Source organism: Enterobacter sp. BNK-13 (assembly GCF_048685015.1).
Classification (GTDB): Bacteria; Pseudomonadota; Gammaproteobacteria; order Enterobacterales; family Enterobacteriaceae; genus Enterobacter; species Enterobacter quasiroggenkampii.
In genome coordinates this window covers 4,560,692-4,575,100 of sequence record NZ_JBLQTP010000001.1, presented here as the reverse complement: position 1 = coordinate 4,575,100, position 14,409 = coordinate 4,560,692, and the positions used below count along the sequence as shown (strand labels likewise).

The window sequence follows — 14,409 nt, the reverse complement described above, 5'->3', positions numbered from 1 at the left end:
GAGTTATAACCGGAATTTTCTCCGTATCTGGACGTCATAATCAACTGCCACGCTCGCCGTGGCAAAGAATAAAAAGGATTAAGGAAAGAAGATGAAAAAACGCGTACTCGTTATTGCCGCTCTGGTGAGCGGTGCCCTGGCTGTTTCTGGCTGCACAACCAACCCTTACACCGGTGAACGCGAAGCGGGTAAATCCGGCATTGGCGCGGGTATCGGCTCGCTGGTCGGCGCAGGCGTTGGGGCGCTCTCCTCCTCCAAGAAAGACCGCGGCAAAGGCGCGCTGATTGGCGCAGCGGCAGGCGCAGCGCTGGGCGGCGGCGTCGGCTATTACATGGACGTGCAGGAAGCGAAGCTGCGCGACAAAATGAAGGGAACCGGCGTGAGCGTGACGCGCAGCGGCGATAACATCATCCTGAACATGCCGAACAATGTGACCTTCGACAGCAGCAGCGCAACGCTGAAACCGGCTGGCGCGAATACCCTGACCGGCGTGGCGATGGTGCTGAAAGAGTACAACAAGACCGCGGTGAACGTGATGGGCTATACCGACAGCACCGGCAGCCAGGATCTGAACATGCGTCTGTCCCAGCAGCGCGCCGATGCCGTGGCAAGCTCACTCATCACCCAGGGCGTTGAAGCAAACCGCATCCGCACCAGCGGCATGGGCCCTGCCAACCCTATCGCCAGCAACAGCACGGCGGAAGGCAAAGCGCAGAACCGCCGTGTTGAGATTACGTTAAGCCCAATTCAGTAGGTAAAAGCAAAACGGCAACCCGTTGCCGTTTTTAGTGTTTGCGCCCTCTCCCGTGGGAGAGGGTTGGGGTGAGGGCATCAGACCGCAACCTCCGGTAAGCGCAGCGCCACCGGGCAAATTACTTGATTCGTCCGATTTTCCCGCTAAGGTATTCTCACTAAATTCAGGGAAATCAGTGATGAGCAAACCAGCCCGGGCCACCATCAGCGACGTGGCGAAAGCCGCCAAAACCGGTAAAACCAGCATTTCGCGCTATCTTAACGGCGAGAAACACCTGCTGTCCGATGCGTTGCTGGCGCGTATTGAACAGGCCATTGCCGATCTCGACTACCGTCCCAGCCTCATGGCGCGCGGGCTCAAACGCGGCCGCACCCGCCTTATCGGGCTGATCATCGCCGATATCACCAACCCCTACTCCGTGAACGTGCTCAGCGGTATCGAAGCCGCCTGTCGCGAGAAAGGCTTTACGCCGCTGGTCTGTAATACCAACAACGAAGTCGACCAGGAGCTGCATTATCTCGACCTGCTGCGCAGCTATCAGGTGGAAGGGATTGTGGTCAACGCGGTAGGCATGCGTGAAGAAGGATTAAATCGCCTGCAGCAATCCTCCCTGCCCATGGTCCTCATCGACCGTAAAATCCCGGAATTTGCCTGTGACGTGGTCGGGCTGGACAACACCCAGGCCGCGACGACCGCCACCGAACATCTGATTGAACAGGGCTTCGAGGCCATTCTGTTTCTGAGTGAACCGCTGGGGATGGTCAACACCCGTCGTGAACGCCTGAGCGCATTTCGCGCCACGCTGGAGCGTTATCCCGGCGTGATCGCCGAAAATGCCGAAACGCCGCTGCACGAAGCCGCGCAGCTCGACAACACCCTGCGTCAGTTCCACATGCGCCATCGCGGGATGCGAAAAGCCGTTATCTCCGCCAACGGGGCGTTGACCCTGCAGGTTGCCCGCTCGCTCAAGCGCATTGGCCTGCACTGGGGCAGCGACATTGGTCTGCTGGGATTCGATGAACTGGAGTGGGCGGAACTGGCTGGCGTAGGCATTACCACCCTCAAACAACCCACCTGGCAGATTGGCTATGCTGCTGTTGAACAAGTGGTTCGTCGTATTGAAGGCACCAGCGATGCCGTTCGCGAGCAGGTCTTCTCCGGTGAACTGATCGTTCGTGGCTCTACCGCGCGTTAAATTTCCCTTGTGATAGCGATCATAAATTCAACATCCTGACCTTTTCTTTGGAACCGGTTCCATCTAGCGTAATAGTATTGATATGTTGCGATGGAGTCCGAAGATGGGCAGAAAAATTATGGTGGTCACCGCCGCGTACGGTGCGGAACAGGTGCGGCAGGCGGGCGGTCAACGGGCGATGCTCCCTGTTATTGCTGGTGCGGGGGCAGACGGCGTGGAGATCCGCCGCGAGCTGTTCAACAGCGAAGAGCTGCTGGCGCTGCCTGCGCTGGGCGAATCCATTGAGCTGCTGGGCCTGCTGGCGTGCTACTCCGCACCCGCCGCCCTGTTTATGCCCGACGGCACCCTCAACCCGGACCTGCCCCACTATCTCTCTGAAGCCAACACCCTGAACGCCCTGTGGCTGAAGGTTTCCCTCGGCCATTTCAGCGACACGCAACCGCTCGACGCCCTGCGTACGCTATTGAACACCAGCGGTATGGCGCTGGTCGTGGAGAACGATCAGACCGACTGCGGACAGCTCGCGCCCATGCAGCGCTTCCAGGCCGCCTGTCGGGAAATGGCGCTCCCCGTCACGCTGACCTTCGACATGGGGAACTGGCTGTGGGTGGGCGACTCCCCGGAAGAGGCCGCGCGTCATCTGGCCCCTGCGGTGAGCTATATCCACGTGAAAGCCGCCGTGCCGCATAAAGATAACTTCCGCGCCGTCGCACCGGACCGCGCAGATGCGCGCTGGCTGGATCTGCTCGGCCAGCTGCCTGCCGATGCCCCGCGCGGTATCGAATTCCCGCTGGAAGGGTCGGATTTAACCGCCGTTACCCGCCATTACGTCAACCTGCTGCGCGAGGAGTAAACCATGCACAAGACGCTGGATGTCATCACGATTGGTGAAGCCATGGCCATGTTTGTCGCCACCGAAACGGGCGAGCTGAGTGCGGTGGAGCACTTTATCAAACGCGTCGCAGGCGCAGAACTGAACGTCGCGACCGGCCTGGCGCGTCTCGGCCTGAACGTGGGCTGGGTCAGCCGCGTGGGGGATGACAGCTTTGGCCATTTCGTTCTCGATTCGCTGAAAAAAGAGGGGATTGATGCCGCTGGCGTCACCCTCGACGGACGCTTCCCTACCGGCTTTCAGCTTAAATCCAAGGTCGAAAATGGAACCGATCCCATCGTAGAGTATTTCCGTAAAGGCTCGGCCGCAAGCCACCTCTCTGTCGCGGATTACCACGCCGATTACTTTGCCTCCGCGCGCCATCTTCATCTGAGCGGCGTGGCGGCCGCGCTGTCTGCCAGCTCGTATGAACTGCTGGATCATGCGGCAGCTACCCTGAAAGCCCAGGGCAAAACGATCTCGTTCGATCCGAATTTGCGCCCGGTGCTGTGGAAAAGCGAAGCGGAAATGGTGGAGAAACTGAACCGTCTGGCGTTCAGGGCGGACTGGGTTCTGCCAGGCCTGAAAGAAGGGATGATCCTGACCGGCGAAAGCACGCCGGAAGGCATTGCCGACTTCTACCTGAATAAAGGGGTAAAAGCGGTGGTGCTGAAGACCGGTGCCGATGGCGCATGGTTTAAAACGACCAACGGTGAACAGGGTGCGGTCGCGGCAGTGAAGGTCGAGAACGTGGTCGACACCGTCGGCGCGGGCGACGGCTTTGCCGTGGGCGTGATTAGCGCCCTTCTGGAAGGCAAAACGCTGCCGCAGGCCGTCGCACGAGGCAACAAGATTGGCTCGCTGGCCATTCAGGTGCAGGGCGACAGCGAAGGATTACCAACGCGAGCACAGCTCGGCGTTTAAATTCTCTCTCCCTGTGGGAGAGGGCCAGGGTGAGGGCAGCAAGCCGCACCAAATAATTAAGCCACCGTGTACCCTACAGACAACGGCGGTAACAACCTCAACAACAGAGGCAAGCCTATGAACAGTTCGACCAATGCAGTAAAACGCTGGTGGTACATCATGCCAATCGTGTTTATCACGTACAGCCTGGCGTACCTTGACCGTGCCAACTTCAGCTTCGCGTCCGCAGCGGGGATCACCGAGGACCTCGGGATCACCAAAGGTATCTCTTCCCTGCTGGGTGCCCTTTTCTTCCTGGGTTACTTCTTCTTCCAGATCCCCGGCGCGATTTATGCGGAACGCCGCAGCGTGCGTAAGCTGATCTTCATCTGTCTGATCCTGTGGGGCGCCTGCGCGTCACTGACCGGCATGGTGAACAATATTCCTGCCCTGGCCGCCATTCGCTTTATCCTCGGCGTCGTTGAGGCGGCGGTTATGCCCGCGATGCTGATCTACATCAGCAACTGGTTTACCAAATCTGAGCGCTCGCGCGCGAATACCTTCCTGATCCTCGGTAATCCGGTCACGGTACTGTGGATGTCGGTGGTGTCGGGCTACCTGATCCAGTCCTTCGGCTGGCGCGAGATGTTTATCATTGAAGGGGTGCCGGCGATTATCTGGGCCTTCTGCTGGTGGGTGCTGGTGAAAGATAAACCTGCCCAGGCGAAATGGCTTTCCGAAGATGAAAAAGCAGCGCTGCAGGCGCAGCTGGATAAAGAACAGCAAGGTCTGAAGGCGGTACGTAACTATGGTGAAGCCTTCCGCTCGCGTAACGTGATCCTGCTCTGCGCACAGTATTTTACCTGGAGCATTGGCGTGTACGGCTTTGTGCTGTGGCTGCCGTCCATTATCCGCAGCGGCGGTGAAAACCTCGGCATGGTCGAAGTAGGCTGGCTGTCATCCGTACCGTATCTGGCGGCAACCATCGCGATGATTATCGTCTCCTGGGCGTCGGACAAGCTGCAGAACCGCAAGCTGTTTGTCTGGCCGCTGCTGCTGATTGCTGCCTTCGCCTTTATTGGCTCCTGGGCCGTGGGCGCAAACCACTTCTGGGTCTCTTATACGCTGCTGGTGATTGCCGGTGCCGCCATGTACGCCCCGTACGGACCGTTCTTCGCCATCATCCCCGAGATGCTGCCGCGTAACGTTGCGGGTGGCGCGATGGCGCTGATTAACAGTATGGGTGCACTGGGTTCGTTCTGCGGCTCCTGGTTCGTGGGTTACCTGAACGGTGCTACCGGCAGTCCGTCCGCATCGTACATCTTTATGGGGGTGGCGCTTTTCGCCTCGGTGTGGCTTACTCTGATTGTTAAGCCTGCTAATAATCAACAACACCCTGTCGGCGCTCGCCACGCCTGAATCCTTAAAAAAATCAACGGAGATTAGCATGAAGCCGTCCGTCATTTTGTATAAAGCCCTGCCGGAAGATCTGCAGAAACGTCTTGAAGAGCACTTCACCGTCACGCAGGTGAAGAACCTGCGCCCGGAAACCGTGGCACAGCACGCCGACGCGTTCGCCAGCGCCGAGGGTCTGCTGGGTTCAAGCGAAAAAGTGGATGTCGCCCTGCTGGAGAAAATGCCGAAGCTTCGTGCTACCTCAACCGTTTCCGTGGGTTACGACAACTTCGACGTGGATGCCCTAAACGCCCGCAAGATCCTGCTGATGCATACGCCGCATGCCCTGACGGAAACCGTGGCCGATACGCTGATGGCGCTCATGCTCACCACGGCCCGTCGCGTGGTGGAAGTGGCTGAGCGCGTCAAAGCGGGCGAATGGACAAAGAGCATTGGTCCGGACTGGTTCGGTGTGGATGTTCACGGCAAAACGCTGGGCATTGTCGGTATGGGGCGTATCGGGCTGGCGCTGGCGCAGCGCGCGCATTTTGGTTTTAACATGCCGATTCTGTATAACGCGCGTCGCCATCACAGTGAAGCCGAAGAACGCTTCAACGCCCGTTACTGCGAGCTGGATACCCTGCTGCAGGAAGCCGATTTTGTCTGCCTTGTTCTGCCGCTGACGAACGAAACCCGTCATCTGATCGGCAAAGAGGCGTTTGAAAAAATGAAGACGTCCGCCATTTTCATCAACGCGGGTCGAGGCCCGGTGGTGGATGAGAAGGCGCTGATTGAGGCCCTGCAAAACGGTGAGATCCATGCAGCAGGTCTGGACGTGTTTGAGCAGGAGCCGCTGCCGGTGGATTCGCCACTGCTTTCGCTGCCTAACGTGGTTGCCCTGCCCCACATCGGCTCAGCCACCCATGAGACGCGCTACAACATGGCGGCCACCGCGGTTGATAATCTGATTGCCGCATTAGGTGGAAAGGTGGAGATAAACTGCGTGAACCCGCAGGTGCAACGGTAGAAACGAAAAAACCCGCCAGAAGGCGGGTTTTTAAATTCTTTGCTACTGGGTTGGAAGCTTACAGGCTTACAACGTTACCAGCTGCTGGGCCTTTAGCGCCGCTTTCGATGGTGAAGGACACTTTCTGACCTTCGTCCAGAGATTTGTAGCCATCGTTCTGGATAGCAGAGAAGTGTACGAACACGTCTTTAGAGCCATCGTCAGGAGTGATGAAGCCGAAACCTTTATCAGCGTTGAACCATTTTACCAGACCAGTCATTTTAGCAGACATAGAAATTACCTTATTAACAAATATATTGTGCCTTCCGGCTTGATGGATTGCGTTACAGATTTTTAAGCGATGAAGGAAGGGTCACTACGAAGGGTATCTATGGATAACAATCTGGACTGCTTTACTAAACTGCTTTAGGTCTGTGTAACAAACCGACGGGAACAGTTATACCGATGTGGTAGAGGAATGACAAGCGTTATTTTCTGTATGCATAAAAAAAACCCCGCCAGAAGCGGGGTTTTTCGTCTTATTCTGTGGCAGTGACTGCCGCACTCCAGGCCTGGCTAAAGGCCTGATGCTGGGAGGCCAGCGGCCCAATCAGCGTATTGTACTGGCTTGCCTGCTGGGAGGTCGGGAACTGAATACCGTTGGCAACAAAGCTCACCTGCGTATTCTGCTGGGCGATAAAGTCACCCACCTGGACCAGCTGCTGCGTGAAGATTTGCGCGGCTGGAATCAACGGCTGCAGTGCTTCAGACGGTTTGGTCACCACTTTCTCATACACTTTGTCGAAGACCGGTTTGAGATCGTCGCCCTGCTTCAGCGCAGAACGTGACGCGTCAGCCTGCATTTTCGCATTTTGCAACTGCTGGCTCAGCACGCCAAGCGCACCGTTGGACTGGCGCAGCGGTTCACGTTGCGTCATATAATCCTGTGGAACGCGGATGGCGTTCACGCTATCCACTACCGGGCGGATACCGGAATCCATCGCCTGGCTCACCTGCTGTGAATAACCATAAAGAATGGCGTAATCGGACACGAAGGGGCCAAACTGTTTTTTCTGATCCGCAGTCAGCGTCGGCAACCGCTCGCCGCTGCGCATCACTGTATTCTGCAGAAAATCGATAAACGCTTTGCGCTGATCGCCTTCTTTATCAAAACACCCACTCAGGCTAACAACCATCAACAACGCCGCAATAGGCGCAAACCAGCGAGAGCAGGACTTTCCTGTCGCCATTTTATTACTCCTTTCACCCAAAAAAGCGCACACCGGCACACGCGTGCCCGACGCTGACAAGGATAGTCCAGGTCAGCCTTGCAAGATACTCTTTTCATGCAAAACGGCTATTGCCGATTTATTTCTTATCATTTACAAAAAAATACCTGGCGAAGCCGACATATGACTAATCAGGGAATTAGCATAACTCTCCATATTGCTGAATCGGATACAGCGATCGTTACCGCACGATTAATCACACCCGTGACGATCCTGGGTTGGTATTAGGGACTATTCTTAATTGGCTCTCTGATGTTCTTGATCACGATGTGAGATTTAAGAGGAGTCCTCAATGGAATATAAAGATCCTGAGTTTGAACTGCTGAGCAGTCTGGAACAGATCATTTTTAAAGATGTACCGCAGACGATTACCCTGCAACAAAAATCCAATCCCTTTACAGAATATGAGCAATTGCGCAAAGGGACAGGACTGAAAACCGAAGAATTCGCCAGAGCGATGGGTGTCAGCGTGGCTATGGTGCAGGAGTGGGAGTCAAAACGTGAGAAACCCACCCCAACCGAGTTAAGGCTGATGCGCCTGATTCAGGCCAACCCTGCACTCAGCAAACAGATAGCGTAGTGAAGATTGAATGCCCCCGCCTTTGCGGGGGCTTGTGTTTTACAGGCTATCACAACGCCAACCCGCCTCTTCCCACACCAGCGCATGCGTTAACGTTAAGCCGCTTAAAAACGCCTCATCGTGTGATACCACCAGCAGTGCCCCAGGGAAACCGGCCAGCGCCGCTTCAATGGCCTGGACTGAAGCCAGATCCAGATGATTGGTCGGTTCATCCAGCAGCAGAAGCTGCGTGGCCTCCGCGCGCCACAGCACGCAGGCCAGGGCAGCCTTAAGACGCTCACCGCCGCTGAGCGCCGCCAATGGGAGCATCACTTTGTCAGCCCCCAGTTGAAGCTGCGCTAAACGGGTTCGCAATACCCCCTCTTCCAGAGGGGTATGACTCAAATTGAGATGCGTCATGACCGACTGCGAGAGATCGAGCCGGGAGAGATGCTGGTCGAGATAAGCACAGCTAACGGAGACCTTACAGGTACCCGAACGGGGAGCCATCTCGCCGAGGATAGTTTTTAACAGCGTCGATTTTCCGCAGCCGTTCGGTCCCTTTAACGCCACGCGCATCGGTCCGTCCATCCGCCAGGTAAGCGGTGGAACAGGCACATGCGGCAGCACCAGATCCTCCAGCACCAGTACCTGTTTGCCCTCCGGGACCTGACTCCCCGGCAGAGTGAACATGACCGGATTATCGTCTTCAACCCGCTCACGCGCCTTGTTAACCGCGGCGTTCAGCGCTTCATTTTGCTCGCTGTGCTGTTTTTTCCAGCTGCCGATACGTTCCTTTGCCGCGCCTTTATATTTGACCCGCTCAAACGACGCGATATTCAGGGTATCGACGGTGCGTAACGTCTTTGCCGACCGCCGCTGGCTGTCATCATGCTCTTTTTGCATGCGTGCGCGGGTGCGTTTGCGCTCGGTTGCCGCATGTTCCAGCGCCGCGCGGGCCGCCTGCTGTTCGGCATCGCGCTGGGCTTGATAATCCGCATAATTTCCGCCGTAGCTGCGTAGACCCGAGGCGCTCAGCTCAAGGATACGGGGTACCTGAGCCAGTAACTCACGGTCATGGGAGGCCACCAGTACGCCGCCCTGATACCGACACAACTGGTCGTAGAACCATGCCCGGCCTTGTCGATCCAGATGGTTAGTGGGTTCGTCCAGCAGCATGAAATCCGATTCAGCCGTAAACGCCCCGCACAGCAGGGCACGAATGCGCTCGCCGCCGCTGAGTTCACCGGCAGGTTTATCCGGATCAAACGGTGGGAGCTTCGCATTGATAAACGCTTCGCTCAGACGTTCGGCTATATCCCAGTAACCGTCGAGCAACGCCAGATCGTCGGGCTGGTAATCGCCGCTGTCGATGCGCTTACGCGCCGCAAAAATCGCGTCATATCCGAGCAATTCAGCCAGCGTCGTCTGCGAAGAAATGACGTGCTGCTGCGCCACCCAGGCATGCGAGCCAAAGCGTTCGATATGACCGGTAGCCGGTTCGTCCAGCCCCGCCAGCAGACGCAGCAGACGCGTTTTTCCGCTGCCGTTGCGGCCAACCAGCGCGCACAGGGAGGGTTCCAGCGAAAGATTCAGCGGACCAAAAAGGGTATCGCCCGTCGGAAACTGACAGGTGACCTGATGCAAAATAAAAGAAGGGGGCTGCGCAAAATGAGCCATAAGCACTCCTGAATGAAATCAAAACATCCCCTGCCGACGCGGTGGCGTTTAGCAAGGATCGAAATTCATCAGTCGTGTTTGTTCATTTTTGGGGGGTGCTCCAGCGCGAGAAAGTTAACGCGATAAGGATAGCGGTAATGTGTTGACGGTTTCAAGGTTAAATTTTGGACGACTTATACTCCCTCTCCCTTTGGGCTGAGGGATCCCCACAAATTAATGCGAGCAGTGAACAATCCCCTCGCCCCTTTGGGGAGAGGATTAGGGTGAGGGGAAGCATACGGCTCTGGTGGTCATTCCGTTCACTTTATGTTCCTTGCTACTCTGTAACGACAATACCCGTGAACGTGCCAGGGTGGCTCAGTCTGCACTGAACCCCTAAACCTGGACACCATGCTTTCATTGTTGTTCTGTCAGAGTCCGGTATTCAACCGGACTCATCCCGCCCGTTTTTAAACTGATTCGTTCGGTATTGTAATAGCGAATATACCTGCCAATATCGCTTTCAAGCTCTTTCACTGAACTGTACTTTTTCCTGTAATACATCTCTACTTTCAGGTGACTGAAGAAGTTTTCCATCACTGCATTATCCAGACAGTTGCCCTTACGCGACATACTTTGTGTTATGCCTGCATCAGCCAGCATTCTGCGCCAGACAGGCGTTCTGTAAGCCCAGCCCTGATCACTGTGCAACATCGCACCTTCTTTGTTTCTGCATGCATTAAGCGCTTTTTTTAGCATCCTGCAGACCAGAGGTTGCGACTGACTGGTTGATGTTTGCCAGGCCACAATTTCATTATTGAACAGATCCTGAAGGGCCGAAAGGAACAGTTTTTGACCACCGGCACGGAACTCCGTCACGTCTGTGCACCACTTTATCCCACTGCGTTCGGCTCTGAAGTTGCGAGCAAGAAGATTATCGGAAGCCGGGCCACCACCGGCCATACAGGAACGGTATTTTCTTCGGCGCAACTGGCATGTCAGATCATACTTTTTCATCAATATACGAACCGTTTTATGGTTCAGCGTGAAGGCCTCATTACGCAGTGCCGCCGTCATTCTTCGGTAACCATAGCATTGGGCGTTTCTCTGACTGATCGTGAACATAGCACTGACAGCAGCCGCATACCGAACCGGCTCACCTGCGGGTCTGGATATCTGGTAATAATACGTGCTGCGCGCCAGCCCTGCGGCACAGAGCAGGTAAACAAGTCGGTGGTCTGCAAGCAGACTCTGTATCACTCGCGCTTTTTCTGCTGTTCCCTGAGAGTCTTTTCTTCCCTCAGGGCTTTGAGCTTTTTTAGATATGCGTTTTCCGCCCGCAGATATTCCAGCTCTCTCAGAAGTTCTGAGGGAGTCATCTCACTGAGCGGTCTGGAGTCAGGTATAAACTTTTTCTGTGACATAGCGGGCCCGGATTTGGCTGTATTAAGCGCCTGTGCGCCGCCTTTCCGGTAACGTCTTGTCCAGTCGAGAATGAGCGACTCATTTGGAATGGCAAAGCGCGCTGAAGCTTCCGCATAGCTGCACCCGTGTTCAGCAACATAACGGATTACGCGGAGCCTGAAAGCTGAAGTATAGGTCCGTGCAGGACGGTCCTCCAGCCCGGCCTTCCCCTGACGCCTGTAAGACCGTATCCAGCGGGTAAGAGGTGTTCGGCCAACACTGAACAGACGGGCTGTTTCTTTAATGCTCGACTGGCCAGTCATGTAATGCTGAACAGCCTCAAGACGGATGTGGAAGGGATATCTCATAAGGACCTCCAGATTCTATGATCTGGTGTCCTGGATATGGGGTTCAGTGCAGTCGCCACCACCCTGGCTACCCGGGCTCCCGGCGGTAAATCGCCGCTACGCGGTACCTTCGGCTTATTCCTTCCGGCTTATCGGGGACGGGCGGAGGTAACATCCCTGTAAAGCCCGCCCTCTCGGCGCATCCATGCGCCTCGCCCCGGCCTACAGGAAACGCCTCAGCGATTTACAGCCGGACCATAGCGTCGCTGTAAGACCTCTGCCCGCAGTATGCTTTTCACTGCGGTGATTTTGCGAGTCTCTTTCCAGAAATGGTAATATCCTCAGTGGCATAGCTCAAATCTGTTGCCGCCTGTTTTGATGAGCAGTAAGTTCTCTTCGCACCTGCAAAATCAGGTGCCGGGTTTAGCATCCTGGCTTATCTTATCGGCGGCACATTTTGTGCAGCATGCTTTGCTACATCTCAATGGTGGGCTGAGCAGGGGCATCGAAAGATGCGCCGGTATCCGATAAGGCCGGTAATGCTAACTCTGTTCAGTCCACCACCAGCGAAGTTAGCATTTCCGGTGGTGGAAGCTTTATCACTTATCGGAGGCTGCCAATAAGGCTACTACCCCAACCCAAGTTCATTCTTTAATCACTCTGCCCTTCAACCACGCCACCGACTTCACCGAACTGGCGGATAACTGCGAACGTTTTACCGACGCACTGGTAGATTGCGAAGAACCCGCCCCAAAAATGGCGCTTTACGGCAGACTTTATGCCTGTCTGAATCTTCTGCAACCCGCGCTTCTGGATCCTGTTCCGGACGCTTTAAAAGCCAGCCTGATCGCGATCGGCTAAACCTGCCGGATGGCGCTGCGCTTATCCGGCGTACGAAAGCCCCATAAAAAAACCCGCCGAAGCGGGTTTTTAGCATTTGTCACAACGGGCACATTACTGCAGCAGCGAAATATCCGCCACGCGCAGGAACAGCTCACGCAGTTTCTCGAGCATAGAGAGACGGTTAATACGCAGCTCTTTATCTTCTACGTTTACCATCACTTTCTCGAAGAAGGCGTCGATAACGTCACGCAGCTCGGCCAGTTCCACCAGCGCTTCCTGGTAGCGACCTTCCGCGAAGACCGGCTCGAGCTTGTCGCGCAGCACCACAACCTGCATCGCCAGGGCGATCTCTTCCGGCTCTTTCAGCGTCGCGGCGTTTACGCGCTCGTTAAGCGTCTCGTCGGATTTCGCCAGAATGTTGGATACACGCTTGTTGGCTGCCGCCAGAGCAGATGCCGCTTCCAGCGTACGGAAGTGGGAAACCGCCTTCATACGCGCATCGAAATCAGCCGGACGGGTCGGACGACGCGCCAGCACCGCCTGAATGGTGTCGACGGTGTAACCTTCATCCTGATACCAGGCGCGGAAACGACCGAGCATAAAGTCGATCACGTCATCCACCACGTTCGCGTTGGTCAGCTTGTCGCCGTACAGACGCACCGCTTCTTCGGTCAGGGTCTGCAGATCCAGGTTCAGGTTCTTCTCAACGATGATACGCAGCACGCCGAGCGCAGCACGACGCAGCGCAAACGGGTCTTTGTCGCCTTTCGGATGCTGACCGATACCGAAGATACCCGCCAGGGTGTCCATCTTATCGGCAATCGCCACCGCGCACGCAACCGGGTTAGACGGCAGTTCGTCACCCGCAAAGCGCGGCTGATACTGCTCGTTCAGGGCCACGGCCACGTCTTCCGCTTCGCCATCGTGACGCGCGTAATGCATACCCATCACGCCCTGGGTGTCGGTAAATTCGAACACCATGTTGGTCATCAGGTCGCATTTAGACAGCAGGCCAGCACGCGTTGCGTGATTAACGTCCGCACCGATTTCACGGGCAATCCAGCCGGACAGCTCCGCGATACGGTCGGTCTTGTCGCGCAGCGTACCCAGTTGCTGCTGGAACAACACGGTCTGCAGGCGTGGAAGATGATCTTCCAGACGCTTTTTACGGTCGGTATTGAAGAAGAACTCGGCATCCGCCAGACGCGGACGAACGACCTTCTCGTTACCAGAGATAATCTGGATCGGATCTTTCGATTCGATGTTTGCCACGAAGATGAAGTTTGGCAGCAGTTTGCCGTCGTTGGCATAGACCGGGAAGTACTTCTGGTCACCCTTCATGGTGTAAACCAGCGCTTCAGCCGGAACGGCCAGGAATTTCTCTTCGAACTTTGCAGTCAGCACAACCGGCCATTCCACCAGCGAGGTCACTTCTTCCAGCAGGCTGTCGCTCAGATCGGCTTTACCGCCAATCTTGCGCGCCGCGTCTTCCGCGTCCGCTTTGATTTTGGCTTTACGCTGTTCGTAGTCAGCAATGACCTTGCCGCGCTCCAGCAGGATCTGCGGATACTGGTCGGCATTGTCGATGGTGAACTCTGGCTCGCCCATAAAGCGGTGGCCGCGGATCACGCGATCGGACGCCACGCCCAGAATGGTGGCCGGAATAACGGTGTCGCCCAGCAGCAGGGTCACGGTGTGAACCGGACGCACAAAGTGCACGTCAGACGCGCCCCAGCGCATCAGCTTCGGAATAGGCAGCTTCGCCAGAGACGTGGCAATCATGTCCGGCAGCAGCGCTTCCGCGCTTTCGCCCTTCACGTGCGCACGGTACAGCAGCCACTCGCCTTTATCCGTGGTCAGACGCTCGGCCTGATCGACGGTGATGCCGCAGCCGCGCGCCCAGCCTTCCGCCGCTTTGCTCGGCTTGCCTTCCGCGTCAAAGGCCTGGGCAATCGCCGGGCCACGTTTTTCGACTTCGCGATCTGGCTGGGACGCCGCCAGATTTGCCACTTTTAGCGCCAGACGGCGCGGCGCGGCAAACCACTCAATTTTACCGTGTGCCAGGCCAGCGTTATCCAGCTCGGCAGTCACGTTCGCAGCAAAAGATTCAGCCAGGCTGCGCAGGGCTTTTGGTGGCAGCTCTTCGGTGCCGATTTCCACCAGGAAAGTTTTCTCAGACATGGC

At 56.2% G+C, this 14,409-nt stretch carries 12 protein-coding genes and 2 pseudogenes; 9 read left to right on the top strand and 5 right to left on the bottom strand.

Going from position 1 to position 14,409, the window contains the following annotated elements; all coding sequences use genetic code 11:
- The first annotated feature begins 91 nt into the window (after positions 1–91).
- From ACMGGQ_RS22085 to ghrB, 6 genes are all read left to right on the top strand, one after another.
- Positions 92–754, top strand: a complete 663-nt coding sequence (locus tag ACMGGQ_RS22085; protein ID WP_024909080.1) for an OmpA family lipoprotein — start codon at positions 92–94, stop codon at positions 752–754.
- A gap of 178 nt (positions 755–932) precedes the next feature.
- Positions 933–1,949, top strand: a complete 1,017-nt coding sequence (locus ACMGGQ_RS22080; protein ID WP_045907861.1) for a LacI family DNA-binding transcriptional regulator — start codon at positions 933–935, stop codon at positions 1,947–1,949.
- A gap of 103 nt (positions 1,950–2,052) precedes the next feature.
- Positions 2,053–2,802, top strand: coding sequence for a sugar phosphate isomerase/epimerase family protein (locus ACMGGQ_RS22075; RefSeq protein WP_025910491.1), 750 nt, complete (start codon positions 2,053–2,055; stop codon positions 2,800–2,802).
- A gap of 3 nt (positions 2,803–2,805) precedes the next feature.
- Positions 2,806–3,744 (top strand): sugar kinase, encoded by a 939-nt coding sequence (locus ACMGGQ_RS22070; RefSeq protein ID WP_126348576.1) that lies wholly within the window; start codon positions 2,806–2,808, stop codon positions 3,742–3,744.
- 117 nt (positions 3,745–3,861) lie between these two features.
- Positions 3,862–5,142 (top strand): MFS transporter, encoded by a 1,281-nt coding sequence (locus tag ACMGGQ_RS22065; protein WP_045907864.1) that lies wholly within the window; start codon positions 3,862–3,864, stop codon positions 5,140–5,142.
- A 28-nt stretch (positions 5,143–5,170) separates the two neighbouring features.
- Positions 5,171–6,145 (top strand): glyoxylate/hydroxypyruvate reductase GhrB, encoded by a 975-nt coding sequence (gene ghrB, locus ACMGGQ_RS22060; protein WP_069720483.1) that lies wholly within the window; start codon positions 5,171–5,173, stop codon positions 6,143–6,145.
- A 58-nt stretch (positions 6,146–6,203) separates the two neighbouring features.
- Here ghrB and cspE read toward each other — a convergent pair whose 3' ends face one another.
- Both cspE and ACMGGQ_RS22050 read right to left on the bottom strand, forming a co-directional pair.
- Positions 6,204–6,416 (bottom strand): RNA chaperone/antiterminator CspA, encoded by a 213-nt coding sequence (gene cspE, locus ACMGGQ_RS22055; RefSeq protein WP_003860775.1) that lies wholly within the window; start codon positions 6,414–6,416, stop codon positions 6,204–6,206.
- A gap of 247 nt (positions 6,417–6,663) precedes the next feature.
- Positions 6,664–7,374 carry a DUF3053 domain-containing protein gene (locus ACMGGQ_RS22050; RefSeq protein ID WP_024909075.1) on the bottom strand — a complete coding sequence of 237 codons (711 nt, stop codon included), beginning with the start codon at positions 7,372–7,374 and terminating at the stop codon, positions 6,664–6,666.
- A 331-nt stretch (positions 7,375–7,705) separates the two neighbouring features.
- Here ACMGGQ_RS22050 and ACMGGQ_RS22045 point away from each other — a divergent pair, with 331 nt between their 5' ends.
- Positions 7,706–7,993, top strand: coding sequence for an HTH-type transcriptional regulator (locus ACMGGQ_RS22045; protein ID WP_008502755.1), 288 nt, complete (start codon positions 7,706–7,708; stop codon positions 7,991–7,993).
- Positions 7,994–8,032: 39 nt separating this feature from the next.
- On the opposite strand, the gene ACMGGQ_RS22040 is transcribed toward ACMGGQ_RS22045, so the two are convergent.
- The gene (locus ACMGGQ_RS22040) at positions 8,033–9,652 is read right to left on the bottom strand and encodes an ABC-F family ATP-binding cassette domain-containing protein (RefSeq protein WP_420290514.1); all 1,620 of its coding nucleotides are present in this window, start codon (positions 9,650–9,652) and stop codon (positions 8,033–8,035) included.
- Between the two features lie 396 nt (positions 9,653–10,048).
- Positions 10,049–11,403 (bottom strand): IS3 family transposase gene (locus ACMGGQ_RS22035; protein WP_348957715.1). Its coding sequence is split into 2 segments (ribosomal slippage): positions 10,049–10,953 and positions 10,953–11,403, totalling 1,356 coding nucleotides; the frame shifts between segments, so codons are not numbered across the junction.
- A gap of 526 nt (positions 11,404–11,929) precedes the next feature.
- On the opposite strand from ACMGGQ_RS22035, the pseudogene ACMGGQ_RS22030 reads away from it, so the two are divergent.
- Positions 11,930–12,037, top strand: a pseudogene (locus tag ACMGGQ_RS22030) (hypothetical protein); the annotation flags it as partial.
- Positions 12,037–12,228: pseudogene (locus ACMGGQ_RS22025) on the top strand (hypothetical protein); the annotation flags it as partial. The pseudogenes ACMGGQ_RS22030 and ACMGGQ_RS22025, both read left to right, overlap by 1 nt.
- 108 nt (positions 12,229–12,336) lie before the next feature.
- On the opposite strand, the gene glyS reads toward ACMGGQ_RS22025, so the two are convergent.
- Positions 12,337–14,406 carry a glycine--tRNA ligase subunit beta gene (glyS, locus tag ACMGGQ_RS22020; RefSeq protein ID WP_045907867.1) on the bottom strand — a complete coding sequence of 690 codons (2,070 nt, stop codon included), beginning with the start codon at positions 14,404–14,406 and terminating at the stop codon, positions 12,337–12,339.
- Between the last annotated feature and the right edge of the window lie 3 nt (positions 14,407–14,409).

What these genes read in the sequence shown, in the direction of transcription:
- ACMGGQ_RS22040 (WP_420290514.1), bottom strand. Translation starts at nt 9,652, where the DNA reads ATGGCTCATTTTGCGCAGCCCCCTTCTTTTATTTTGCATCAGGTCACC.
- glyS (WP_045907867.1), bottom strand. Translation starts at nt 14,406, where the DNA reads ATGTCTGAGAAAACTTTCCTGGTGGAAATCGGCACCGAAGAGCTGCCA.
- ACMGGQ_RS22085 (WP_024909080.1), top strand. Translation starts at nt 92, where the DNA reads ATGAAAAAACGCGTACTCGTTATTGCCGCTCTGGTGAGCGGTGCCCTG.
- ACMGGQ_RS22065 (WP_045907864.1), top strand. Translation starts at nt 3,862, where the DNA reads ATGAACAGTTCGACCAATGCAGTAAAACGCTGGTGGTACATCATGCCA.
- ACMGGQ_RS22070 (WP_126348576.1), top strand. Translation starts at nt 2,806, where the DNA reads ATGCACAAGACGCTGGATGTCATCACGATTGGTGAAGCCATGGCCATG.
- ACMGGQ_RS22080 (WP_045907861.1), top strand. Translation starts at nt 933, where the DNA reads ATGAGCAAACCAGCCCGGGCCACCATCAGCGACGTGGCGAAAGCCGCC.
- ACMGGQ_RS22045 (WP_008502755.1), top strand. Translation starts at nt 7,706, where the DNA reads ATGGAATATAAAGATCCTGAGTTTGAACTGCTGAGCAGTCTGGAACAG.
- cspE (WP_003860775.1), bottom strand. Translation starts at nt 6,416, where the DNA reads ATGTCTGCTAAAATGACTGGTCTGGTAAAATGGTTCAACGCTGATAAA.
- ACMGGQ_RS22050 (WP_024909075.1), bottom strand. Translation starts at nt 7,374, where the DNA reads ATGGCGACAGGAAAGTCCTGCTCTCGCTGGTTTGCGCCTATTGCGGCG.
- ghrB (WP_069720483.1), top strand. Translation starts at nt 5,171, where the DNA reads ATGAAGCCGTCCGTCATTTTGTATAAAGCCCTGCCGGAAGATCTGCAG.
- ACMGGQ_RS22075 (WP_025910491.1), top strand. Translation starts at nt 2,053, where the DNA reads ATGGGCAGAAAAATTATGGTGGTCACCGCCGCGTACGGTGCGGAACAG.